This is a genomic window from Caballeronia sp. AZ1_KS37, from assembly GCF_023631165.1.
GTDB lineage: Bacteria > Pseudomonadota > Gammaproteobacteria > Burkholderiales > Burkholderiaceae > Caballeronia > Caballeronia zhejiangensis.
Genome location: NZ_JALQDP010000034.1, coordinates 464,567 through 487,523 on the forward strand (window position 1 = coordinate 464,567; position 22,957 = coordinate 487,523).

The 22,957-nt window shown below is 65.4% G+C and carries 19 protein-coding genes; 11 read left to right on the forward strand and 8 right to left on the reverse strand.

Features of this window, described 5'->3' with window-relative positions; genetic code table 11:
- Positions 1-3 precede the first annotated feature (3 nt).
- The 6 genes from NCS00_RS22745 (at position 4) to NCS00_RS22770 (ending at position 6,239) form a co-directional block, all read left to right on the forward strand.
- The gene (locus tag NCS00_RS22745) at positions 4-2,070 is read left to right on the forward strand and encodes an FUSC family protein (protein WP_250441043.1); all 2,067 of its coding nucleotides are present in this window, start codon (positions 4-6) and stop codon (positions 2,068-2,070) included.
- A gap of 34 nt (positions 2,071-2,104) precedes the next feature.
- Entirely contained in the window at positions 2,105-2,314 is a 210-nt protein-coding gene (locus NCS00_RS22750; protein ID WP_008348368.1) for a DUF1656 domain-containing protein, read from the forward strand.
- A complete protein-coding gene (locus NCS00_RS22755; protein ID WP_008348371.1) occupies positions 2,311-3,264 on the forward strand; it encodes an efflux RND transporter periplasmic adaptor subunit in 954 nt (317 codons plus the stop codon). Before NCS00_RS22750 ends, NCS00_RS22755 begins: the two co-directional genes overlap by 4 nt.
- Before the next feature lie 14 nt (positions 3,265-3,278).
- Positions 3,279-4,724: an efflux transporter outer membrane subunit gene (locus tag NCS00_RS22760; RefSeq protein WP_502801596.1), complete on the forward strand. Its 1,446-nt coding sequence runs from the start codon at positions 3,279-3,281 to the stop codon at positions 4,722-4,724.
- A gap of 81 nt (positions 4,725-4,805) precedes the next feature.
- Positions 4,806-5,408, forward strand: a complete 603-nt coding sequence (locus tag NCS00_RS22765; protein WP_175981113.1) for a phosphatase PAP2 family protein — start codon at positions 4,806-4,808, stop codon at positions 5,406-5,408.
- A 108-nt stretch (positions 5,409-5,516) separates the two neighbouring features.
- Complete coding sequence (locus tag NCS00_RS22770; RefSeq protein ID WP_008348376.1) at positions 5,517-6,239, forward strand: PP2C family protein-serine/threonine phosphatase; 723 nt, start codon at positions 5,517-5,519, stop codon at positions 6,237-6,239.
- Here the strand turns inward: NCS00_RS22770 and NCS00_RS22775 are convergent.
- The gene (locus NCS00_RS22775) at positions 6,229-8,328 is read right to left on the reverse strand and encodes a putative bifunctional diguanylate cyclase/phosphodiesterase (RefSeq protein WP_175981115.1); all 2,100 of its coding nucleotides are present in this window, start codon (positions 8,326-8,328) and stop codon (positions 6,229-6,231) included. The genes NCS00_RS22770 and NCS00_RS22775 overlap by 11 nt on opposite strands.
- A gap of 332 nt (positions 8,329-8,660) precedes the next feature.
- Between NCS00_RS22775 and NCS00_RS22780 the strand changes: the two genes are divergently transcribed.
- Positions 8,661-9,431: a hypothetical protein gene (locus NCS00_RS22780; RefSeq protein ID WP_250441045.1), complete on the forward strand. Its 771-nt coding sequence runs from the start codon at positions 8,661-8,663 to the stop codon at positions 9,429-9,431.
- Positions 9,432-9,438: 7 nt separating this feature from the next.
- Here the strand turns inward: NCS00_RS22780 and NCS00_RS22785 are convergent, their stop codons facing one another.
- The 4 genes from NCS00_RS22785 to NCS00_RS22800 all read right to left on the reverse strand — a co-directional run bounded on the left by NCS00_RS22785 (position 9,439) and on the right by NCS00_RS22800 (position 15,946).
- The gene (locus NCS00_RS22785; protein ID WP_250441046.1) at positions 9,439-11,532 is read right to left on the reverse strand and encodes a S8/S53 family peptidase; all 2,094 of its coding nucleotides are present in this window, start codon (positions 11,530-11,532) and stop codon (positions 9,439-9,441) included.
- Positions 11,529-12,842 (reverse strand): phosphatase PAP2 family protein, encoded by a 1,314-nt coding sequence (locus tag NCS00_RS22790; protein WP_250441047.1) that lies wholly within the window; start codon positions 12,840-12,842, stop codon positions 11,529-11,531. Before NCS00_RS22790 ends, NCS00_RS22785 begins: the two co-directional genes overlap by 4 nt.
- Before the next feature lie 37 nt (positions 12,843-12,879).
- On the reverse strand, positions 12,880-14,679 hold the full coding sequence (locus NCS00_RS22795) for an adenylate/guanylate cyclase domain-containing protein (protein ID WP_250436710.1): 1,800 nt from the start codon (positions 14,677-14,679) through the stop codon (positions 12,880-12,882).
- Positions 14,680-14,935: 256 nt separating this feature from the next.
- Complete coding sequence (locus NCS00_RS22800) at positions 14,936-15,946, reverse strand: LuxR C-terminal-related transcriptional regulator (RefSeq protein ID WP_250441048.1); 1,011 nt, start codon at positions 15,944-15,946, stop codon at positions 14,936-14,938.
- 144 nt (positions 15,947-16,090) lie between these two features.
- Between NCS00_RS22800 and NCS00_RS22805 the strand changes: the two genes are divergently transcribed.
- Positions 16,091-17,716, forward strand: coding sequence for an ABC transporter substrate-binding protein (locus NCS00_RS22805; RefSeq protein WP_250441049.1), 1,626 nt, complete (start codon positions 16,091-16,093; stop codon positions 17,714-17,716).
- A gap of 15 nt (positions 17,717-17,731) precedes the next feature.
- Here the strand turns inward: NCS00_RS22805 and NCS00_RS22810 are convergent, their stop codons facing one another.
- Positions 17,732-18,109: a DUF3331 domain-containing protein gene (locus tag NCS00_RS22810; RefSeq protein WP_008348391.1), complete on the reverse strand. Its 378-nt coding sequence runs from the start codon at positions 18,107-18,109 to the stop codon at positions 17,732-17,734.
- Positions 18,110-18,507: 398 nt separating this feature from the next.
- Between NCS00_RS22810 and NCS00_RS22815 the strand changes: the two genes are divergently transcribed.
- The 3 genes from NCS00_RS22815 to NCS00_RS22825 all read left to right on the forward strand — a co-directional run bounded on the left by NCS00_RS22815 (position 18,508) and on the right by NCS00_RS22825 (position 21,230).
- Complete coding sequence (locus NCS00_RS22815) at positions 18,508-18,855, forward strand: DUF4148 domain-containing protein (RefSeq protein ID WP_008348393.1); 348 nt, start codon at positions 18,508-18,510, stop codon at positions 18,853-18,855.
- A gap of 28 nt (positions 18,856-18,883) precedes the next feature.
- Positions 18,884-19,666, forward strand: coding sequence for an alpha/beta hydrolase (locus NCS00_RS22820; protein WP_175981129.1), 783 nt, complete (start codon positions 18,884-18,886; stop codon positions 19,664-19,666).
- A gap of 151 nt (positions 19,667-19,817) precedes the next feature.
- The gene (locus tag NCS00_RS22825; protein WP_033536287.1) at positions 19,818-21,230 is read left to right on the forward strand and encodes an HdeD family acid-resistance protein; all 1,413 of its coding nucleotides are present in this window, start codon (positions 19,818-19,820) and stop codon (positions 21,228-21,230) included.
- A gap of 12 nt (positions 21,231-21,242) precedes the next feature.
- On the opposite strand, the gene NCS00_RS22830 is transcribed toward NCS00_RS22825, so the two are convergent.
- Positions 21,243-22,478 (reverse strand): NYN domain-containing protein, encoded by a 1,236-nt coding sequence (locus NCS00_RS22830; protein WP_035473587.1) that lies wholly within the window; start codon positions 22,476-22,478, stop codon positions 21,243-21,245.
- Positions 22,479-22,558: 80 nt separating this feature from the next.
- On the reverse strand, positions 22,559-22,954 hold the full coding sequence (locus tag NCS00_RS22835) for an SRPBCC family protein (protein ID WP_250441050.1): 396 nt from the start codon (positions 22,952-22,954) through the stop codon (positions 22,559-22,561).
- Positions 22,955-22,957: the final 3 nt, after the last annotated feature.

A 22,957-nucleotide genomic window follows, 5' to 3' on the forward strand; every position in this document is an offset into this window, starting at 1 on the left:
GCCATGTCCTTTCCATCCGCGCGCGAGTGGCTCTTTTCCGCCAAGACCTTCGCCGCCGCGATGATCGCGCTCTACATCGGCCTCAGACTCGAATTGCCGCGTCCTTATTGGGCGATGGCGACCGTCTATATCGTGTCGAATCCGTTCGTCGGCGCGACGCGCTCGAAGGCGCTGTATCGCGCGCTCGGCACGATGATCGGCGCGGCGGGCGCGGTGTTGATCGTGCCGCCGTTCGTCGAATCGCCGTATCTCTTCAGCGTGATCGTCGCGTTGTGGACGGGCACGCTGCTCTTTCTCTCGATGTTCGACCGCAGCGCGCGCAGCTATGTGTTTCTGCTCGCGGGCTACACGCTGCCGCTGATCGCGCTGCCCGCCGTCACGAATCCGACGGCCGTCTTCGATCTCGCGATCACGCGCACCGAAGAGATCCTGCTCGGCATCGTGGTGGCGAGCGTCGTCGGCAGCGTGGTGTTTCCGAGCCGCCTCGCGCCGACGCTCATCGAACGAACGGACGCATGGTTCCGCGACGCCGCCTTCTACGCGAGCGAAACGCTCTCGGGGCATATCGCGGGCGCCTCCATATCGGCGGCGCGGCAGCGGCTCGCGGCGACCGTCAACGGACTCGAATTCCTGCTGAGTCAATTGACCTACGATCACACGCGGCCCGACATCATCCGGCGTGCGCGCGCGTTGCAGGGACGCATGCAGATCTTTCTGCCGCTCATTTCATCGATGGCCGATCCGCTCATCGAACTGATCGGGAAGCACGGCGAGCATCCTGAAGGGCTCGAAGCGCTGTTGAAGGACGTCGCCGCGTGGGTCGGCTCGCCCACGCCGCGCGCCAAAGAGGATGTCGCAAACGACCGCGCGCCCGATGCCTTCCGCGAGCGCATCAATGCGATGCGTCCGCCCGTCGAAGCGCTCGCGAGCGCGGACGGCGCGCTGCTCTCGAATGCGCTGTGGCGTCTCGGTCAGGTCATCGACGTATGGCAGGACATTCGCGCGTTGCGTGCGGCCATTCTCAACGAGACGAGCGAATGGCGTCCGCACTTCCGTCACTGGCGTTTGGGCGGCACCGCGCGCTTTTTCGATCGCGGCATGATGCTCTTTTCGACCGGCGTCGCGGTGAGCGCGATCATCGTTGCATGCGGGTTGTGGATCGAATCGGGATGGAACGACGGCGCGGCCGCCGTGACGCTCGCCGCCGTCGCGTGCTGCTTCTTCGCCGCGCTCGACGAGCCCGCACCGCAAGTGTTCACGTTCTTTCTCGCGACGTGTCTGAGCGTCGTGCTCGCCGGACTCTACGTGTTCGCCGTCTTGCCGCACGTACACGATTTCCCGATGCTCGTCGTGATTTTCGCGGTGCCGTTCCTTATTATCGGCACGCTGATTCCGCGCCCGCGCTTCACGCTCGTCACGATGCTCACGGCCGTGAACACCGCAACCTTCATCAGCATCCAGAGCGCCTACGAAGCGGACTTCTTCGTGTTCGCCAACAGCAATCTCGCGGGCGTCGCGGGCCTGCTCTTCGCATTCATCTGGACGCGCATGACGCGTCCGTTCGGCGCCGAACTCGCGGCCGCGCGTCTCACGCGCTCGGCGTGGGCCGATATCGTGCTGAGCGCGTCGCCTTCGGTGCTGATCGCGGATCAGCGCAATCTCTACGCACGCATGCTCGACCGTCTGATGCAGCTCTTGCCGCGTCATGCCGCGACGGACTCGCATCGTCATCCGTCGATCGAAAGCTTTCGCGATTTTCGTGTCGCGCTCAATGCACTCGATCTGCGCCGCACGCGCCGCAAGCTGCCGCTGGACATACAGACATCCGTCGACGATACGCTCGACGCACTGCGCCGTTACTTCGAATCCTGCATCGCGCGGCGCGCACGACAGCCGGTGCCGCCCGAGCTGATTCGCAGCATCGATGTGACGAGCGCTCAGGTCACGTCGCGCGCGCTCGAGCAGTCGCAGAATGCGGCCGCGGAAAGATGGCTGCGCGACACGCTGCACGCGCTCGTCGGCATGCGGCTCTCATTGCATCCGCCCGCGACGCAGGAAGAGCCGGCATGATCTTCGTCACTCATTCTTCATCGGAACGCCATACATGATCGGCGAAATCGACATTCTCGGCGTCTTCGTGCCGGCCGTGCTCGTGCTGATGTTCATCGCCTATCTGTTGAATCTGGCGATTCGCAACGTGCTCGCGCGCGTCGGCTTTTATCGTTTCGTGTGGCACCGTTCCATCTTCGATCTCGGCATCTATGTTCTGGTGCTGGGCGTTGTCGTCATCGTTTCGCAGCGGCTCATCTCGTGAAAAAAACCTGGTTCTCTCTCGGACAGATTCTGCTTACGCTCATCGTCGTCGCGATTGCGTGCGTCGTGTTGTGGAAGCTCGTCGATTACTACATGTTCGCGCCGTGGACGCGCGACGGCCACGTGCGCGCCGATGTCATTCAAGTCGCGCCCGACGTGTCCGGCCTTATCACCGACGTGAAGGTCGCCGACAATCAGCAGGTGAAGAAAGGCGACGTGCTCTTCGTGATCGATCAGGCGCGCTACACGCTCGCGCTGCGCAATGCGCAGGCGACCGCGCAGCAACGCCGCGCCACGCTCGATCAGGCGCGTCGCGAAGATGCGCGCAATCGCGCGCTCGGCAATCTCGTCGCGCGCGAAGTCGTCGAGGAAACGCATTCGCGCGTCGAGCAGGCGACAGCCGCCCTCGCCGATGCCGAAGTCGCCATCGATACCGCGCGCCTGAATCTGCAGCGCACGGAGATCGTGAGTCCCGTCGACGGTTATCTCAACGATCGCGCGCCGCGCACCGGCGAATTCGTGTCGGCGGGACGCGCGGTGCTGTCGGTGGTGGACATGCAATCGTTCCGCGTCGAGGGTTACTTCGAAGAAACGAAGCTCGGCGGCATCGATATCGGCCAGCCCGTCGATATCAAGGTCATGGGCGAAGCCAACATTTTGCGCGGTCATGTGCAGAGCATCGTCGCGGCGATCGAAGACCGCGACCGTCAGCAAAGCCCGAGTCTCCTGCCGAACGTGAACCCCGCGTTCAGTTGGGTACGTCTCGCGCAGCGCATTCCGGTACGCGTCACGCTCGATGAGATCCCCGCCGACTTCCGCATGATCGCGGGACGCACGGCGACGGTTTCGGTGCGGGGCATCGGGCCGAAGATCGGCAAGCGCGCGGCGTCGGAGACGTCGCCCGCATCGGCGCCCGCGCCGACTTCGAGCACGTCGGGCACATCGCGATGAACGGCACGCGCATCATGAAAGCGATCGCCATCGCGGCTTCGTCGGCCTTCGCGCTCTTCGGCTGCACGACCCTCGGACCGAACTACACGCTGCCCGATAACGCCGCGATCAAGGCGCCCTACGCGAACGCGGCCATCGACGGCGCGGATCGCGCGCCCGTCACGCAAGGCGAAGTGCCCGCGAAATGGTGGCGTCTCTATGACGATCCCGTCGTCGATCAGCTCGTCACGCAGGCGCTCGCATCGAATACGGATTTGCGCGTCGCCGCCGCGAATCTCGCGCGTTCGCGCGCCGAAGTCGAGTTCGCGAACAAGCAAGGCGGATTCTCCGGCAAGACCTCGGCCGCGTTTCAGCGCGCGCAGGAATCGGCCGAGCAATATCTGTTGTCGGAGAAGCTTCCGGTCGTCAACGAAGGCGCGCTCGATCTGTCCATTTCCTACGAGATCGATCTCTTCGGCAAGCTGAAGCGCGGTGTCGAAGCAGCGAACGCGGACGATGAAGCCGTCGAGGCCGCGCAGAATCTCGCGCGCATCACGGTGGTCGCGGATGTCGTGCGCGCGTATGTCGAATCGTGCTCGGCGGGCGAAGAGCTGGAGATCGCGCAGAAGTCGTTCAACCTGCAGAAAGAGCGCGTGAAGCTCACGCAGCGTTTGCGCGACGCGGGCCGCGGCAATCAGTCGGAAGTCACGCGCGGACAGACTCAGGCCGATACGCTCGCCGCCGACATTCCGCGCTTCGTCGCGCGCCGCCGCGTCGCGCAGTATCGGCTCGCGATGCTGCTCGCGCGCGCGCCGTCCGATTTGCCCAAAGCCGCGCTCGCCTGCAAGAAGCTGCCGAAGCTGCGCGCGCCGATTCCGGTCGGCGATGGCGCTGCGCTGCTGAAGCGCCGTCCCGATGTGCGTCAGGCCGAACGGCAGCTCGCGTCGTCGACGGCGCGCATCGGCGTCGCGACGGCGGCGCTGTATCCGTCGGTGAGTCTCGGCGCATCGGTGGGTTCCGTCGGCATCGCGGAAGACTTGTTCGGCGCGAACACGAACCGCTGGGCGTTCGGGCCGCTCATCAGTTGGAGCTTTCCGATCAACGGTCAGCGCGCGCGCGTGACGCAGGCGGAAGCATCGGCGCGCGGCGCGCTCGCGCATTTCGACGGCGTCGTGCTGAAGGCGCTGCAGGAAACGCAAAGCAGCCTCGCGACCTACGCATCCGACACCACGCGCGCCGATGCATTGCGCACCGCGTATAAATCGGCGATCGAATCCGCCGATGAGACGAATCGCCTGTATCGCGCGGGACGCGAGTCCTTCCTCAACGATCTCGATGCGACGCGCACGCTCACCGGCGTCGCGGCGCAGGTCGCGGCCGCCGAAGGTCAGGTCGCGATCGATCAGGTCAACCTCTTTCGCGCGCTCGGCGGCGGCTGGGAAACCGACGAAGCCATCGCGCAGAATTCAAAGGGCAAATAGCGCGCGCGAGCCACGGCTAAGGGTCGCATAAGTTTCGCCGGATACGATCGGCCGGATCATCGTAACCAGCGAAACTGCCGCATGAATGCACTCGAAGCGCTCAACCGCGCGTGGTTCCTTGCGATCAACGCGCGAGCCGCCACGCCGCTATGGCAAATCGACGTTGCCATCGCCATCGCCGAAGATCTCGTTTATCTCATTCCCGCGCTGCTCGCGTTCATGTGGCTCTTCGGCGGCCGCCTTCAACGCGGCGCGGCCGTGCGCGCGTGCTGCGTCACGTTCCTCGCGCTCGGGCTCAATCAGCTGATCGGCATGCTGTGGATGCATCCGCGGCCGTTCATGATCGGCCTCGGCCATACGTTCATCGAGCATGTGCCCGATTCGTCGTTTCCGAGCGATCACGGGACGCTCTTCGCCAGCGTCGCGCTGACATTGCTGCTTGCGCGTCTCTGGCATGACGGCCTGCTTGCCGCGCTCGCGGGCGTCGCGGTCGCGTGGGCGCGGGTCCGCATCGGCGTGCATTTTCCGCTCGATATGGCGGGCGCAATCGGAGTCGCGTGCATCGCGTATGCGCTCGTCGCGCCGCTCTGGGCGCGTGCCGGAGAAGCGCTGATGCGCTTGCTGATTGCGCTCTATCGCAAGGCCGCGTCGTGGCCGATTCGCCGTGGCTGGCTCGCGCCTTGAGTTTCAAAAGCGCGGACGCGCGTTCGTCTTGATCGCGTAGCCCGCGCGGAAGGCCCGCGCATCGCTCATCGACGTTCGCCAACCATGACAAGCCTTCAAGGTAGCCCCATGCGATTCGATCTCGCCAGCTTCACCGATCCGGGCGGTCGCAACAGCAACGAAGACCGGCTCGTGCTGGTCGCGCATCGCCGGCTGATCGCGGGCATCGTCGCCGATGGCGCGGGCGGTCTCGGCGGCGGCGACGTCGCGGCGCAACTCGTCGTCGACACCATGCGCGACGTGCTGCGCGATTGCGCGACGCGCGGCGAGAGCGTCGAAACGGGACAGCTCGCCGATGCGATGCTCGCCGCGAACCGCGCGATCGTCGATGCGCAATCGGCCGGCGGCACGCGCGAACGCATGCGCTCGACCGCCGCGATCCTCACGATCGACCCGCAAGGCGCACACGCGAACTGGGCGCATTGCGGCGACACGCACATCTACTGTTTCAGGAACGGACGCATCGTCCTGCAGACGCTCGATCAGGGCAGCGCGCAGCCATACCGGCTGCGCAGCGTGATGCACACGGCGCTCGGCACCGACGACGAACTGAAGATCGAAGCCGCGCGCGTGCCCTTTCCGATCGAGGATGGCGACGCGTTTCTCGTCTGCAGCGACGGCTTCTGGGAACATCTCGACGAAGCGTCGATGATCGATTCGATCGACGATGCCGGCGACGCCGCAAGCTGGCTCGCCGCGCTCGCGGCTCGTGCGCGCCGCAACGCGCCCGCCGGCGCGGACAATCTGAGCGCGATCGCGTTGTGGGCGGGCGCGCCGCGCGTCAGCCGATAGGCGCGGCGCAGGCGCGGCCGGACGCGACGATCCGTCCCGCCATGCTGCTCAAGAAGCCCGGAAGTTCCGCCGCGGGCATCGGCCGGCTCAGCAGAAAACCCTGCATCTGATCGCATTCGAGTTCGCCGAGCGTGCGGAATTGCGACTGCGTTTCGACGCCTTCCGCGACGACCTCGATCTGCAACGCGCGCGCGAGCGTCACGACCGCCGACAGCAACGCGCTGCCGCGCTGCCCGGACGAATCGAGATCGCGCACGAAGGAGCCGTCGATCTTGATCTGATCGAAACGAAAGCGCTGCAGATAACAGAGGCTCGAATACCCGGTGCCGAAATCGTCGATGGCCACGGCGTAGCCGCGCGCTTGCAGCGCCTCGATCGTGCGGCTCGTCCGTTCGATGTTCTGCATCGCCGTCGATTCGGTGATCTCGAACATGAGGCGCGACGGATCGACGCCGGACGCGGCGATCAGCGCATCGACGCGCGCGACGAGATCGGGCACGTTGAACTGGATCGGCGACAGATTCACCGAGACCGAGATCGCCGGCAGGCCGTCCGCGTCCCATCGCGCGATGTTGCGGCACACTTCGCGCAACACCCAGTCGCCGATTTCGACGATGAGGCCGGAGCGCTCGGCGATCGGAATGAATTCGAGCGGCGCGATTTCGCCGAGTTCCGGATGACGCCAGCGAATCAGCGCCTCGACGCCCGTCACCGATTGCGACGCGACGCTGAACTTCGGCTGAAACGACAGGCTCAACTGGTCGTCGCTCAACGCGCGATGCAGGTCACGTTGCAGGATCAGCGACCTGAGCGCCGTGTGATTCATCTGCGGCTCGAACACGCGGACCGTATTGCGCCCGCTCTGCTTCGCGGCGTACATGGCGGCGTCGGCGCTGTGGAGCAGTTCGTCGGCGTTCGCGCCGTCGCGCGGATGAAACGCAATGCCGATGCTCGCGCTCACGCGCAGCGGCAAGCCGTTGACGACGATCTCCTGCGAGAGACGCCCCAGCACGCCATTGGCGACCGTCATTGCCGCCGAGGTGTCCGCCGCGTTCCCGACCACGATCACGAATTCGTCGCCGCCGAGCCGCGCGACCATGTCGGTATGGCGCAAATCCTCGCGCAGACGCTCGGCGCATACCTGCAGCAGATCGTCGCCGACGCCATGACCGAGCGAATCGTTGATCGACTTGAAGCCGTCGAGATCGATGAAGAGCACCGCGAACGGCGACGCGCGGCGCGCGCCGTCTTCGATCGCCTGCGCGATGCGCAGCGTGAGTTGCTGGCGGTTCGGCAACCTCGTGAGCGCGTCGTGCGTGCCGAGATAGCGCAGTTGCCGGTTCGCGCGCTTCAGCGAGATCGACAGGCTGCTCGTGTGGAGCGCGAACAGCGCGAGCGTGCCGACGAGCACGGTGAACGACATCGCCGTGACGACGAGCGCGAGCCAGTTCGCGTCGAGTTTGGCATCGGCGAGGCAGAGGCTGCCCGGCGCGAAGTTGGCCGCGTCCATGCCCAGATAGTGCATGCCGGTGATGGCGACCGCCATGATGATCGCCGCGCCGAGCCGCTTGACGACGCGGTTCTCCACGTTCGACGCGCGCAGCGTGAACGCGAGCCAGAGCGCGGCCATCGACGCGAAGATCGCGACCGCGACCGACAGCGCCACTTTCCAGACCGTGTAGTCGATTCCCGGCGACATCTCCATCGCGCGCATGCCGGTGAAGTGCATCGCCGCGACGCCGACGCCCATGATCGTGCCGCCGACGACGAGGCGCGGCCACGATAGCGCGCCCCGGCTCGCGGTGGCGAGCGCGATGAACGACACGCCGATCGCGAGCACGAGCGACGCCGCCGTGATGGACACGTCGTAGCCGACGGGAATCGGCAGCGAGAACGCGAGCATGCCGATGAAGTGCATCGACCAGATGCCGACGCCCATCGACACCGCGCCGCCGGCAAGCCAGGCGGGGCGGCGTTTCGCGCTCGCAAGCGCATTCAGGCCGCCGGACAGCTCCATCGCCGTGTAGGACGCGAGGAACGCGACCACCAGCGACAGGCAGACCAGCAGCGGATTGTAGACACCAGTCATCGGCCCTCTCTCGTTTCTTGTCAGTCTTTTGCGACTGCTTTTTCTTGCGGTTCGACCGCCTCAGGCCCACGCCGAGATGACGCCCGGCGCTCGATTCCTCATGCGCTATCGGCCGGTCAGCCGAAAACTTTATGGCCATCCCCTTTCTACGACTTTCGATGTAGGCCATCCAGCCGATTTTGCGCGCGCCCCGCCGTGACTAATTTGAAAGCGCCGGCTCGCAGGAACGGCTGAAAAAGCCGACACGCCTCGGGCCACGCGCCGGGCGGCGCAGCAAACGCAGGAGGGGCCATGTTCACGCACAGAGGATTCAGGGGAACGGGAGCGTCATCATGGACGCGCTGACTCATCGCGACGCAAGCGCCTTCGCGCTCGAAACGTCGACGCTCGCCGAACTGTGGCATCGCCGGACGAGTCTCTCCGACAGCGAAATCGGCCAGATCTACAAGCTGGTGTTGGCGGCGCTGCGCGGCTATTACCCGTCGGAGTTGCGCGGACTGCCCGAGGACAAGGAGGAGCTGATCTCGCAATTCTTCTTCTCGCGCGTGTTGCGGCTCGACTTCGAGCAGCGTCCGTCGCACGCGTCGCCGGAGAGCGCGCCGTCCACGGCGCATGCGCTGTGCGCGTACTTTCGCCGCTTCCTGATCGACTGTCTGCGCAGCGCGAGCCTGCAGCGCAATCTGTCGATCGAGATCGACGGCGTGCAGGCCGAAGTCGATTCGCGCGCGCACGCTCCCGACGATCCGGTGGCAGCCGCGCTCGCCGAATTCGGTCTGAGCGAGGCGGACGTGCGCGGTCTCGCGCGCGCGTTCGTCGCGGCGCTCGATGCGCCGGACCGGATCGTCCTCGCGGGGAGTCTCGGCGCGTGCGGCGAACGCAAGGGCGGGCTCAAGGCCGTCGCGGACCGGTACGAGGTGCCGTCGTATCACTATCGCGCCCGCAAGCTCGGCGTGACGATGAAGAAGAAAGCGACGCCGAGATCCTTCGCCGCGACGAAAATCGGCCGCTGGATGGAGGACACGCTCGGCATCGCGATCGCGCCGGAGAACCGCGACGCGATCCTGATCGTGCTGAATCTGCTCGCGCTAGAAGCGCACGAATGAGCGGGCGTCAGCGGTCTTCGATGTCCGTCGGCGGCGTTTTCACGATGCCCGCGCCGACGTTGCCCTGCGACACGCGCCGGCCCCGCTCGTCCGCGTCGAGCTTGCGGCCTTGCTCGGTGACGCCGGCGGACGTGATCGTCTGCAACGTCGCCTTGTTGCGCGTGTCTTGACGGGGCGTCGTCGAAAAGGTGGCGCCCTGGGGCGGCGACACGGCGATCTTGCGCAGGATTTGCGGCGCGGCGGCGCTCGTGCCCTCGAACGCAAGCGCCGAGCCGCTGCGCGTGCCCGCCGCCATCACGCCTTTGCGGATGATCGAGCGATCCGATACGGCGGCCACGTCGGGCCCGGCGCGATCGGGCGGCTTGCCCGCGCGGTCGAAGCCCGACGAGGAGTACGGCGCGGTGGCCAGGTCCTGCTTGCGATAGCCGCCGACGACGCACGTCTGAAAGCCCGTCGCGATCGAACTGAGCGTGCCCTCGCGACGGATCCAGCTCGGCGGATTGGGGCCGTCGTAGTCCTGCGGCGCGGTGTATTTGTCGAAGCGCACGTAAGCATCGTCGTCGAAGCGGGACTGGCGTCCGCGTACGGGGAAGCCGAAGGGCGTCTCGTTGCGCTGCACCCAGGCTTGGACTTCGATGTCACTGTTCTGGTTGGCATTCTTCAGCTCGATCATCCAGTCGCCGCTCGGCGCGGGACGCCGGTTCGGGTCGCGCGTCATCGTCGGCGCGAGCGCGACGAGAATCATCGGCGGTTTGCCGCGCGCGCCGCGGCCGAGATGCACGACCGTGCACAGGCGCTCGCTGCCGAGCGTCCAGGCGGCGACGCTGCCGGGCTGGATTCCCGCGCTCGCGCCGCCGCCGGGCGGCCGCACCGCGACTTCGATGTTCGAATCTCCTATATCGGGCAGCCAGATTTCGACGAAACTCGGCGTCAGACACTCGGGCAACACGCGCCAGCGCAGTTCTTTTGTCGCGTCCTTTGCGATGGACAGCGTGCCGTGACAGCGGTCGAGATTGCTGTTGCCCGCCGGGAGCGTGATCGAGCAGGCTTGCGTTTGCGAGAGCTCGTCCATCGCGCATTCGAGCATCGACGTGCCGTCGTGCGGACCGGCGAAATAGCCATAGCTCATATTGATGAACGCGCGGCTCACATCGCCGGCGATGTCCCGCGTGCGCGCGATGATGTAGCGCAACGCATCGAGCGCCTGCGCGTCGAGCCAGAGGCCGGACGTGTCGCGCACGGTCCGGCCCGGCTGACGGAATTGCACGGCGACCAGTTCGGGCGGCGGATCCGGCGCTCGATTCGGATTCGGCGCCGAAAGATCGGGCCGCCGCAAATCGACGCCCGCGGCGAGGTCCAGCGTCGCGGTGCCGTGCGTCCATCCGCGGGCGAGCGCCGTCGCGCCCGCATCGCGATAGAGCGCCTCTTCGTCGATTACGCCGTCGCGCCGCACGTCGTTCATCCGCTTGTGAATGTCCGCCGAGAGGAACTCGCGCCCGTATCCGAGCCCTTGCGCGTCGTTGGCCGGATCGTCCTGATTCCAGAAACAGCGCACGCGCGAGTCCGTGCCGGCCGCATCGGCGTAAAAATGCGCGTGCGCGAACGCGATGGCGTCGTCGCATGCGCCGACCACGACGACCTTGGGCGCGCCATGGCGATGCGGCGCGTGAGCGAGCTTGTCCTGATTCGTGACCGGCACGGGATCGCTGCGCGGCGGCTCGCCGGCCAGCACCGGCATCGCGAGCGTGAAGCGCTCGATCATGCCGGCGAGATCGGTCTTCAGATGATCGAGAAACGCCGCCGTCACGAATGCGGTGCAAAAGCGCGTGTTTTCGAGACCCGCGGCCGGATGACGATAGAGCGCCGACATCCATATCCCGCTCTTGCCCTGCACCGTCTCGGCGAGCTTGCGCGCCGTCGTGCCCTGCGCCGTCTCGATGGCGATCGGAACGAAGCCCGGCGGCGGGCCGCCCAGGTCTGCGAATCGCGTGAGAACGGCCCACACGAGGTATGGATCGGCGCGCGTTACGCCCAGCACGCCGGCTTCGGTTTCGTCCAGCAGCGGCGTGGCATCCGAATGGACCTGCCAGATCGCGTTCATGTCGGCACGCGATTTCCGCTCAAGCCCTTGCCGTTCCACTCGTTCTTCGCCTCGTTCCATAGCCAGGCGAGAATCGGCGAACCTGCGCCCGTCGGCTTCGGCTTGCCGAGCCAGATATGCGGGTAATCGGGCGACACCATCGTCGGCGGATCGGTCTGCTGCGCGGCGGTGGCGTTGGCGGGCCAGAGGAGCGGCTCCTGATCGTTGAAGTCCTCTTCGCCGTCGAACTGGTCGCCCCGGAACGTGCGCGGCGTGAAGGTGCCCCGATCGCCGTCGATCTTGCAGCGATGCACGAAATACTCCGCGAGCGTCGTCCCGAGCAGATGCCCCGCCGCCGTGTCCACCGGGAAGTGCACGCCCGCGATCGTGCGGTTGAGCGCGACGCGCCGCGCCTGCGCGTAAAGCTGCGTGTGCAGCGCCGTCGACGGCTGCGCGCCGGTCGCCATCGGCGCGTTGCGTAAATCTCGGAAGAAATCGTTCATCACGCCCGCGACGATGTACGCCTGCGTCGAATGTCCGCTCGGCAGCGAGCCGTGGCCGGGCGTCGGGATCATCGGCTGAACTTGCGGCGAATAGTCGATCGCGCGGCTGCACGCGAGCGCGTGCTTGAAACGCATTTCCACGGCGATCGCGAAACGCACCGCCGTCGCGAGCAGTTCGAGCGTCTTCGGCGTGCGCTGCGGACTCAGGAAAAGAATCGAGCTCCAGAAGGCTGCTTGCGGTCCCATCTGCAGCAGCGTTTCGTTGGCCCGTTCGGCGCGCAGGTCGGAGTAGCGATCCATGAACGTGAGCTGCTTGACGAACACGTCCTTGCCCGGCCGATGCATCTGAACGATCAGCTTGGGCGGATCGAACTTGGGCGCGGTGTCGTTCGGGTCGATCCTGAAACCGCGATCCCACAGCGTCACGCCGGTCCCGCCAGCCTCCTCTTCCGCATCCTTTGGCGAGAGCGTGAAGGCGAGATTCGACACCAGTTCGAAGTCGAACACGCTCGCCCGCACCCAGTCGTCCCAGCGCCAGAGCTGGCCGTTGTCGTCGAGATTGCGAACGGGATTGCCGTTCGCGTCCGTCCGGAATTCGTCCTCTTCGGGATTGATCGCAAACGGCTGACCCGGCTGCCACGGCCCGCAGATGCCGTCGCGATGGCCGATGAGACCCATCGTCTGCGATTCGGCGCCGCCGAGCATGTCGGCGCTGCCGACTCCGCCGACGCCTCCCACTCCTCCGACGCCGCCCACGCCGCCCACGCCGCCCACTCCGCCCACGCCACCTACGCCGCCTACGCCGCCCACTCCGCCGAGAGTCGCCATTTGTTCACCTCTTTGCTTCGTCAGGAATGCCTGCGGGCTACTGCAACGGCAAACCCGCGCGCCGCAGCGCGTCCGACCAGATGCGGCCCGTCTCGAACGCCGCGCTCGGCGAACGCTCCAGAAAGCCGCGCACGGTGAGATGCGGCTCGATCGCGAGCACCTTGCGGATCGTGAGCCGCGCATCGTCGACGAGACCGAGTTCCGCCTGCGCGATCGCGAGCGCGCGCAAGGTCGACGTGTTATTCGGCCCGTTGCGCAGCGAATGCTCCGCGAGTTCGATCACGCGCTCGTACTGGCGCGCGGAAAGCGCCGCCGTCGCGCAGAGCGACTCGTAGAAACTCTTCAGCGGATCGAGCGGCGAGAGCGCGAGCGCATGTCCCGTCGCCGCGACGGCTTCGTCGCCCTCGCCCTTGAATGCATGAAGCGTTCCCTTGAGCAGCCACGCGAGCGAATCGTTGGGATTCGCCTCCAGCGCGCGCTCGTAGCAATCCTCGCCGGCATCGAGCTGCTTGAGCAGATTCGTGCGGACGAAACCTTCGACCGCGAGCGCCATCGACGAGCGCGAATCGGCGTCGAGCGCGCGCCGCGAGCAGGCGAGCGCGGAATGCGCCTCGCCGACGCGGTCCGTCGTCCAGCCGCGATTGAAGCGCAGCACGTGCCATTTCGCGAGCCATGCGTAAGGCGTCGCCTGGCCGCGCGCGCGTTCCGCGAGCACGTCGAGCATCTGGCCGGCGCGCTCGAATTCGTCGCGCACGCCGCGATGCATCAGCGCAATCGAGCCGAGCAGCAAGGTCGAGCTTTCGAGCGTCGGCAGCGACTGGCTGCGCGTGCGTTCGAGCTCGTGCGCCACGATCCGCGTGCCAACCGACGTATGAATGTGCGCGACGAGCGTGCTTTCGCCCGCGATGACGGCGTCGATGCTGTCGGTGAGCGTTTCGCCCCAGACGACGCAAGCGAGTTTGGTATCGGCGAGTTCGACGGCGAGCACGATCTTGCCGCCATGCGTGCGATACGCGCCCGACAGCACGTAGCGCGCATCGAGCAGCGCGCCCGCCTGCGACGCGTTCGCGCTCCGGTCACGCAACGCGCTCGTGGATAGCCGAGAGATCACGCGCAGTTCGTCGCTGCCCGAGAGACCGATGATGATGTCGTCGGCAAGAATCTCCCCGAGCACGTCATGGCTCGCGTCGAGGCAGCGCGACGCGAACGGAATCACCGCGATCGAAGGCCGCAGCACCGCCGCGCCGATGGCGTTCGGCGCGATCACCGGACGCGGCCCCGGTCCGCCGAGACGGAACGCGTGCACCGGATGCGCCAGATGCCGCAGATGACACTCGCCGAGATCCTCGATGCACGCGTCGAAAACGCCCGCGAGCCGCGCCTGCACGCAATCCGACATCACGATTTCGCCGGGTCCGGCGAGGTTGTAGAGACGCGCGGCCAGATTCACGCCGCGTCCGTAGACGTCGCGCTCGTCCGCGAAAAGCTCGGTCTCGTGCAGACTCTCGCGCAACATGAGCGGCTCGGCCGCGGCGTTGCCGTCGCCGCGATCGGCCGCGCTCGCCCTGCACGCCGCCTGAATGTCGAGCGCGCAACGCGCCGCCGGCAACGCGTGCTCGAACAGCATCATGAGGCCGTCACCTTCGGTGCGGATCAGCCGCCCCTGATGCTCCGGCACGATGCGGTTTTCAATGACCGCGCGCAGATTGCGCCAGCGCGCGGCCGTTCCCGCTTCGTCCGCTTCGGCGAGCCGGCACGACTCGACGAGATCGGCGAACAGGATCGTACGCACGACGCGTTGCAACACATTGGCCGTACCGGCAAGTTCCGCGTTCATACTTTCAAGACCGATCGACGGCGCGTCCGTTCGATAACGGATGGCCCATGCTCTCACCGAGATCGCATCAAGCGCAGCAGGACGGCAGACGCGGGTCTCGCGCGGTGTTTGATGATGATTTGAATGGCCGCGACGCCCGGCATCTTTTACTCGCGTCCGATGTTTCGGGTCACGAAATGTCTGCCGCACACCATAACGTAGTCATTGCATCGGTGAATAGCAAGGCGCCTTTTCCGCACTATGTACGGAAGCGTTCCTAAGCGCCTCGATCCTTGTCGGCCTGCAGCCGGCTCGCGATGAGCTGCACCAGATAAAGCGCGAATTCGGGCTCCTGATAGTAGAGCCGAATGGCATCGGCGGCGGAAACGGTTCGCATCTCGCAGTCCGTCTTGCAGATCACCGTCGACGTGCGCCGATGCTCCGGCGAAAAGAGCCCGATTTCGCCGAGGACCGTGCCCGCGCCCAGTTCGATGCCGAGCTCCGAAAGCCGCACCGTGCCCTTCTCGACGTAGAACATCTGGCCGCTCGGATCGCCTTTGCGAAACAGCACTTCGCCGGGCCGGAAACGCTGGCTTTCCATTCTGGCGAGCAGGCGCGCGACCGGAAGCTGACCGCTGATGGCGTGATCGACCTGCGTCTCGCGGATCTTCGCCATGCGCGCCGCAACCGCGCTGGCTTCGCCACGGCTCGATACGTTCAGCGCCTTGAATATCGTCGTGAGATGCGTCTTGACCGTGGCCTCGGCGACATCGAGTTCGCGCGCGATCGTCTTGTTGGAGCGTCCGCGCGCGAGCAGCGCGAGCACTTCGAGCTGACGCGGCGTCAGATGCAGGTTCGGGTCCGGCGCGACGTTTCCGGACCGCATGCGCAATTCGCTTCTCTCCGACGAAAGCAGCGAGCGCGGCAGCGAAACGCCGCCTGCCAGCACGAGACCGATCGCACCAAAAAGAAGCTCTGCCGAAGCGGATTTCTCGACACATCCGGCGACGCCCGTCGCGATCAGTTCATCGACTTGCTCGCGCGTGGCCATGCTCAACAGCACGATCACGGGCGTCGTTCCGACACGTTCGCGCGCGGCGTCGAGTTGCGCGCGGACATCGTTCAGACGATCGCCGTCCATGACGATGCAATCGGGCTTGCGTTCGTCCGGCCATCGATCGGGAAGACGGTCGGCCGCGTGCACTTCGGCATCCTGCGCGAATCCCCGCAGGAGCGCCGCGACGCCCTCGCGAAACAGCCCCACCGGTCCGGTCAACAGTATCTTCATGCGATGCATGCTATACCGACTCGCGCGCTCATGCGCGATGGTCGAACGTTCGTCATGCGAAGCGCGCATGCCGTGCGCAAATTGTAAGAGCGTGCTGCGCTGCCTATACTGCATTCGCCATCGGCACACTGCGAGGCCACGCATATGACAGGCAAAAGCAAGCACGCATGGCGGGCGATTCATGCGCTGCTGGTCGCGCAAGCCTGCATCGCCGATTTCGCCGCCGCGCAGCAGCGCGTGCCCGACAAAAGCCTCGTGTACTGCTCCGAAGCCAGCCCCGCCGGATTCGACGATGCGCAATTCACGTCGTCGATCGAAGCGAGCGCGGCGGGCTATACCGTCTACAACCGGCTCGTGGAGTTCGATCGGGAAAACGGCGATATCGAGCCGGGGCTCGCGCAGTCGTGGGAACGCTCACCGGATGGCCTTCAATACACGTTTTATCTGCGCCACGGCGTCAAGTTTCATACGACTGGCTACTTCACGCCGACGCGCGAATTCAACGCCGACGACGTCGTGTTCACGTTCGAACGCATGCGCGATGCACAGCATCCGTTTCGCCGCGCTTATCCCGTGTCGTTTCCGTATTTCCGCGACCTCGGTCTCGCGACGAACATCGAGCGCATCGACGCGCCCGATCCCTATACGGTGCGCTTCACGCTCGCACGAATCGATGCGCCTTTCCTGCAGAAAATGGCGATGCCCTTCGCGTCGATACTCTCGCGCGAATACGCCGACAAGCTGCTCGCCGCGGGCCGCGCGAGCGACATCAACTGGCATCCGGTCGGCACCGGTCCTTTCGTGTTTATCGACTACGCGAAAGACGCGACGATCCGCTTCGCGGGCAACACGCAATACTGGAAGGCGAACGTCGTCCGGCTGAAATCGCTGACGTTCGCGATCACCACCGATCCGATGGTGCGCCTGCAAAAGCTCAGGCAGGGCGAATGTCAGGTGATGAGCTATCCGCGTCCCGCCGACATCGCGTCGATCAGGAAAGACGCGCGCCTGCAAGACGTGAATCAGCCGGGCTTCAATCTGGGCTATCTCGCCTACAACACGTCCAGAGCGCCGCTCGACGACGTGACCGTGCGCCGCGCGCTCGACATGTCGATCGACAAGCACGCGATACTCGACGCCGTCTATCAAGGCACCGCGCGCGCCGCAACCAATCCGATGCCGCCGATGCAATGGGGCTACGACTTCGGCATTCGCGACGCGCCGTACGATCCGGCACGCGCGAAAGCGTTGCTCGCGCAAGCGGGTCACGCGAACGGACTCAAACTCAGGCTATGGGCGATGCCGGTGCAACGCGCGTACAACCCGAACGCGCGGCTCATGGCGGAGATGATTCAGGCGGACTGGGCGAAGATCGGCGTGCAGGCGGAGATCGTCACGTACGAAATGGGCGAGTACGTACGCCGTGCGCGCGCCGGCGAGCATGACGCGCTACTCATCGGATGGAGCGGCAATTATGGCGATCCGGACGACTGGCTCGGCGTGCTCCTCGGCTGCGACGCCGTGAAGGGCGGCAACTTCGCGAAGTGGTGCTACAAGCCCTACGACGATCTCATCAAGGAAGCGCGGGCCACGCTCGATATCGATGCACGCACCGCGCGCTATCAGCAAGCGCAGAGAATCTTCAAGGAACAGGTTCCGTTCACGCCGATTGCGCACGCGACCGTTTATCAGCCGGTCGCGCGCAATGTGACGGGCTTCAGGATCGATCGATTCGGCATGACGCGTTTCTGGGGCGTCGGCATCGACTGATTTCGTCTGACGAGTTCAGGACGGTGTCAGCTCATCGAGCACCGACGCGAGAATCATCGCGCCCGCATTGCCCGGAACCGGACGCGGATTCGGCGCATAAACACGATCGCCGCGACGAATCTCGACGCCGCTCATCGCGCATACGCCGACGGTGCGCGCGCGCATCGCACGCCACACCTGATCGCCATAACAGCAGCGCGTCGAGTCGCGCCATTCGATCGTCGCCGTCGTGCTCGATGGCCGCTCGATCAGCTTTACCGCGACGCGTTGATCGCCGCCTTGCGCGAAAGGACGCCTCGGCGAAGGCGCTTCGAAGCTCGCGCCATCACTCAACGATGTCAGCAGGAAGATCGTTCGCGCCCACGGATCGAGGGCGAGTGCAGCTTCAGCCATGTTCGGCTCCTTGTCGAAGAAATGCGTGGAATCGGCATCGCCACTCCAAGGTAATGAAACCGAAATCGCGCGCCAACTGCCCGATGGTTGCGCCGGCCTATATCAAGGTTTAATGCGCGCGGCGGCTGCGCCCGCGAAAACTAACACCTTCGTATGAGTGCATCAGACAGACGGCTGGATTCACGGCGCGCACGCCACGCGAACGTTTAATCGATGCATCGAAGGTTGGTGCACGCACGCTCCTTCGTAGGTGTAGTCGAGCCGTTCCGTGCCCGATACAGTGTCGTCAAGGTCGAAACGCGAACGCAGACCAACGGCCTTATCGAGGGAAACCGAAGAACATCAATTATTTCGGATACCCTATCAATCGCATCACTCAATCCACCTTGGAGTCGATCATGAACAAATACCTCGTCAGCCTCTCTCTCGTTGTCGCCACGCTCGCCGCGCCCGCGATCGCATTCGCGCAATCGAACGGCCCCGTTACGCGCGCTCAAGTCCGTGCCGATCTCGTCGCCGTCGAGCAAGCCGGCTATAACCCCGCGATTGCGAGCGATCCGTATTACCCCGCGGACATTCAGGCAGCGGAAGGCAAAATCGCCGCGCAACACACCGACGCATCGCAAGCCTATGGCGGCGTACGGACCGGCACGAGCGCATCGGCAGCGAGCGCGTCGAAGCATGCCGCGATGAACAACGCGTGCGTCGGTCCGGCCGACTTCTGCCAGCCGTTCTTCGGCAGCTGATCCATCGTTCGCACTAGCGGAGTCTTTCATGAAGCGAATTTTGCAAGTCGCGTCGGCACTGGCGTTATCGGCTGGCGTGTTGGCATCGGCGAATGTATCCGCGCAAACGCATGCGCCGATCAAGAACATCGTCCTCGTGCATGGCGCATGGGTCGACGGCTCGGGATGGAAGCCGGTCTACGACATCCTGACGCGCGACGGCTATCACGTCACGATGGTGCAGGAGCCACTCACCTCGCTCGACGCGGACGTCGCCGCGACCAAGCGCGTCCTCGACCTGCAGAACGGTCCGACGATTCTCGTCGGTCATAGTTACGGCGGGTCGGTCATCACGGAAGCGGGCGTGCATCCGAACGTCGCCGGGCTCGTCTATGTCGCGGCGCATGCGCCGAACGTCGGCGAGGACGAAGGCGCGCTCGGCAAGAAGACGCCGAGCTTCCTCGCGAAGCAGACGAACGCCGTCGAAAAGACCGCGGACGGCTACACGTATCTGAATCCCGCCGTCTTCCCGAAAGACTTCGCCGCCGATCTTCCGCTCAGGCAAGCGACGTTCGAATCGCGCTCGCAGATCCTGACTGCGGCGCAAGTCTTCACGACGCCGCTCTCCGCCGCGGCGTGGACGACGAAACCGAGCTGGGGCATCGTGGCGGGCGGCGACAAGATCATCAATCCGGATCTCGAACGCTGGTACTACGAACGCGCGCACAGTCACATCACGGTCATTCCGGGCGCGAGCCATTCCGTGTACGAATCGAAGCCGCAGCAGGTCGCGGCCGTGATCGAAGATGCCGCGAAGCATGCGGTGCAGTAGGTGAAAATCGCGCGGCGTCGTGCAGCACGCATGACGCCGCGCGCATTCGTCTGGGGTTTGCGCTTCTTGCCGTATCCGCCGTCCATGGCTTATATAGTGTGTGGCCGCGCGTGTCGCGCACGAGGCGTCGAATGACCAGACGGAGGAAGCGATGGTTCGGCTCGTGATGATTCTTCTCGGCGTCGACTATCTGCGCACGCGCTGGCGCTCGGTGATGACGCTCGGCCTGCTCAGCATCGCGCTCGGCGGCGTCATCTTCATCGACGCGCTCGACGGTTCCCTGTACTTTCCCATCGTCCCCTTCGTGCTGCTGATGCTGCTCGAAGGCCTCGCCACGCTGGCCGTCGCGTGGACCGGCATGGGCGGCCAGCGCAAGCTGCGCTACGTGAAGGGCGCGACTTTCTGCCTCTCGGCGCTGCTCGTGCTGTTCGGCGGCGAGCACGGCAATTTCGTGCTGTCGCTCATTTTCGGCACGCTTTTTCTCGTCGATGGCGCGCTCCAGATCATTTCCGCGCGCGTGGTCCGCTTTCGCAAATGGCGTATCGCGATGGCGGGCGGCGTGCTCGAGATCGCCATCGCGATCTTCTTCTATCAGCCGTATCCGGATCACTATGCGGGCACGGTCGCGTATTGCGTCGCGTTCGGGCTTTTCTTCGGCGGCTGGAACATGATCCTGCTCGCAGCGCGCGTGCGGCGCATGGCGGCGAATCCCGCCGTCGATGACGGTGCAACCCACTCCGCTCACGACGACGCGAAGCCCGCCGCGCCATCGTTCGCAGGCGCGGTCTGGGACGGCCCGCCCGCGCCCGGCGAAGCCGCGCTGACGGTGCATGTGTGGACGCCCGTCGGCACGGCGAAGTCGCAACCGCGCAGGCAATTGATCATCGATCGCTATATCGCCGCCGTCGACAGGAACGGCACGATCTCGACCGGCCATGCGGCGCTGGAGACGCCCGAGGGCGTGTACATCAGCCTCTATCCGGCGGTCGAAATCGACCGGTCGCCGGACGAATTCTCACGCACGTTGCGCGCGACGCGCGAGAACGACGTGCCCGGCCTCTTTCAGCCGGACTACGAAACGGAATCGAAGGCGTGGTGTCCGTCGACGCAGCAGGTGCGTATCCGCAATTACGATCCGGCGCGGCTCGCGCGCTTCTGGCAGGAGTATCGGCGCGACACGACGTACAACCTCACGTACCGCAACTGTTCGAGTTCCGTGGCGCGGGCGCTGGAAGCGGCGATCGAAGGCGCGTCGGCGCGCGTGTGGGGCAAAGGCGGCGGATGGAAGCCGCTCGTGCGTATCATGACGACGCCCGAGTTGTGGGTCGCCGCGCAAGTTCGCAAACGCGCTGCGACGATGGCCTGGACGCCCGGCCTCACGCTCGACTATGCGCGCGCGCTCAGCATGCTCGCGGACCCGCGTCACTCGGGCTGGGTGAAGATGGCGCGCATCGCGGTCGCGACGATGTATCGCTCGCGGCAGCGCTGGCGCGCCGAAGAGCACGCCGCCGTGCGCGTTCAAGAGCAAGATGCGTCGGCGACGGCGGAGCAGCGTACCGGCTGACGCGCCGTGGCATCACGATTCGACCGGCTTGTCGGCAGTCTTGCGCGAGCGGTTGCCCCGCGATGACGGCTTGCGCGATGGCTTCTCCGCCTTCGCTTCGGCATCGGGCTCGGCGACGGGCGCGGCGCTTTCATGCGGCACGTCGGCGGCGGCGCTTCGTTTCGCCGCGGTCTTGCGCGACCGGCGCGGCGCGGCGGGCTTTTTCGGTGCAGGCTCGGGAGCGGACGCGTGTTCCTGCGACGGCTCGGGCGTTTCGACCTCGACGGGCGCCGGCGCTTCTTCGACGACGAACACAGGTTCGGGCGCCGCCACGCGTGCAGACTTTCTCCCGCCGCGTTTCTCCTTGCGCCGGCCGTTCGCCGCTCCCTCGTGTTCTTTAGCGGGCGCGACCGCTGGCGGTTCGCTCGGTCTCACGTCCATCGGCGCGACCTGAGCCGTGTGAGCAGAACGAAACACGAACGCGCCGGATTTATCGTCGCGGCCGACTTCAAGCAGACCGCGAGATTGCGCTTCGTCGAGCAGATTGCCGAACGCGCGAAAGCCGTATTGCGTCTCGCTGAAACCCGGCTTGCGGCGCTTGATGGCGCTCTTCAGCACCGATGCCCAGATCTTGCCGCTCTCGCCGCGTTCCGATGCGAGCGCCTCGAAGGTCTCGACGGTAATCGCGATCGCGTGCGACTTGCGCGATTCCATCTCCTGCTTCGGTTGCCGCTCTTCGTCGGACGCGCGCTTCGCATCGCGCTGTTCGCGCTTGGCGATGGCGCGTTGCTGCTCGCGCACGAGGTCGTCGTAGAAGATGAACTCGTCGCAGTTCGCGACGAGCAGATCCGACGTCGATTGCTTCACGCCCACGCCGATGACTTTCTTCGCGTTCTCACGCAGTTTCGACACGAGCGGCGAGAAATCCGAATCGCCGCTGATGATGACGAACGTATCGACGTGCGCTTTCGTGTAGCAGAGATCGAGTGCATCGACGACGAGACGGATATCGGCGGAATTCTTGCCGGACTGACGCACGTGCGGAATCTCGATCATCTCGAAGCTGGCCTCGTGCATCGCCGATTTGAAGCCCTTGTAGCGGTCCCAGTCGCAATAAGCCTTTTTGACGACGATGCTTCCCTTCAGCAGCAGGCGTTCGAGCACGGGTCTGATATCGAATTTCTCGTACTTCGCATCGCGAACGCCGAGCGCGACGTTCTCGAAGTCACAGAACAACGCCATGCTGACGCTTTCCTGAGGTCCAGCCATATGGTTCTCCAGCCCGTGCGGCATGTTTGGAATGACCACATGATAGCTTGCCGGCGTTGACTGGAAGGGATACGCGAAAATCAGCGCTTGCCGTAACGGGCCGCAAGCGCGGCGAGATCGCGGCGGACCCAGTCGGCGTCGGCGGCGAATGTGTCATCGGACATGCCGGGCTGGCGGAACAGCGTGAGCGCGATCTCGGCGCCCGCGCCGTTCTGATACACGCGCAACGGAACGTAGACCTCGCCGCCATCCGGCAGACCGACGCGATGATCCATGATTCCGAACGCGTTGTGCTCGGTGAAGCGGATCGTCACTTCGCCTGCCGGACCGCGTGCGCGCCAGTGATCGCCCATGTCTTCGAGCGTCGACTGCGCCAGTCCGGACGCCCACGTCGGGAAGACTTCCGGACGCCAGATCGCGTCGTAAAGCTCGCGCCAGTCGCGATCGACGGTGACGGTGAGGGTCCGCGTATGCATCGT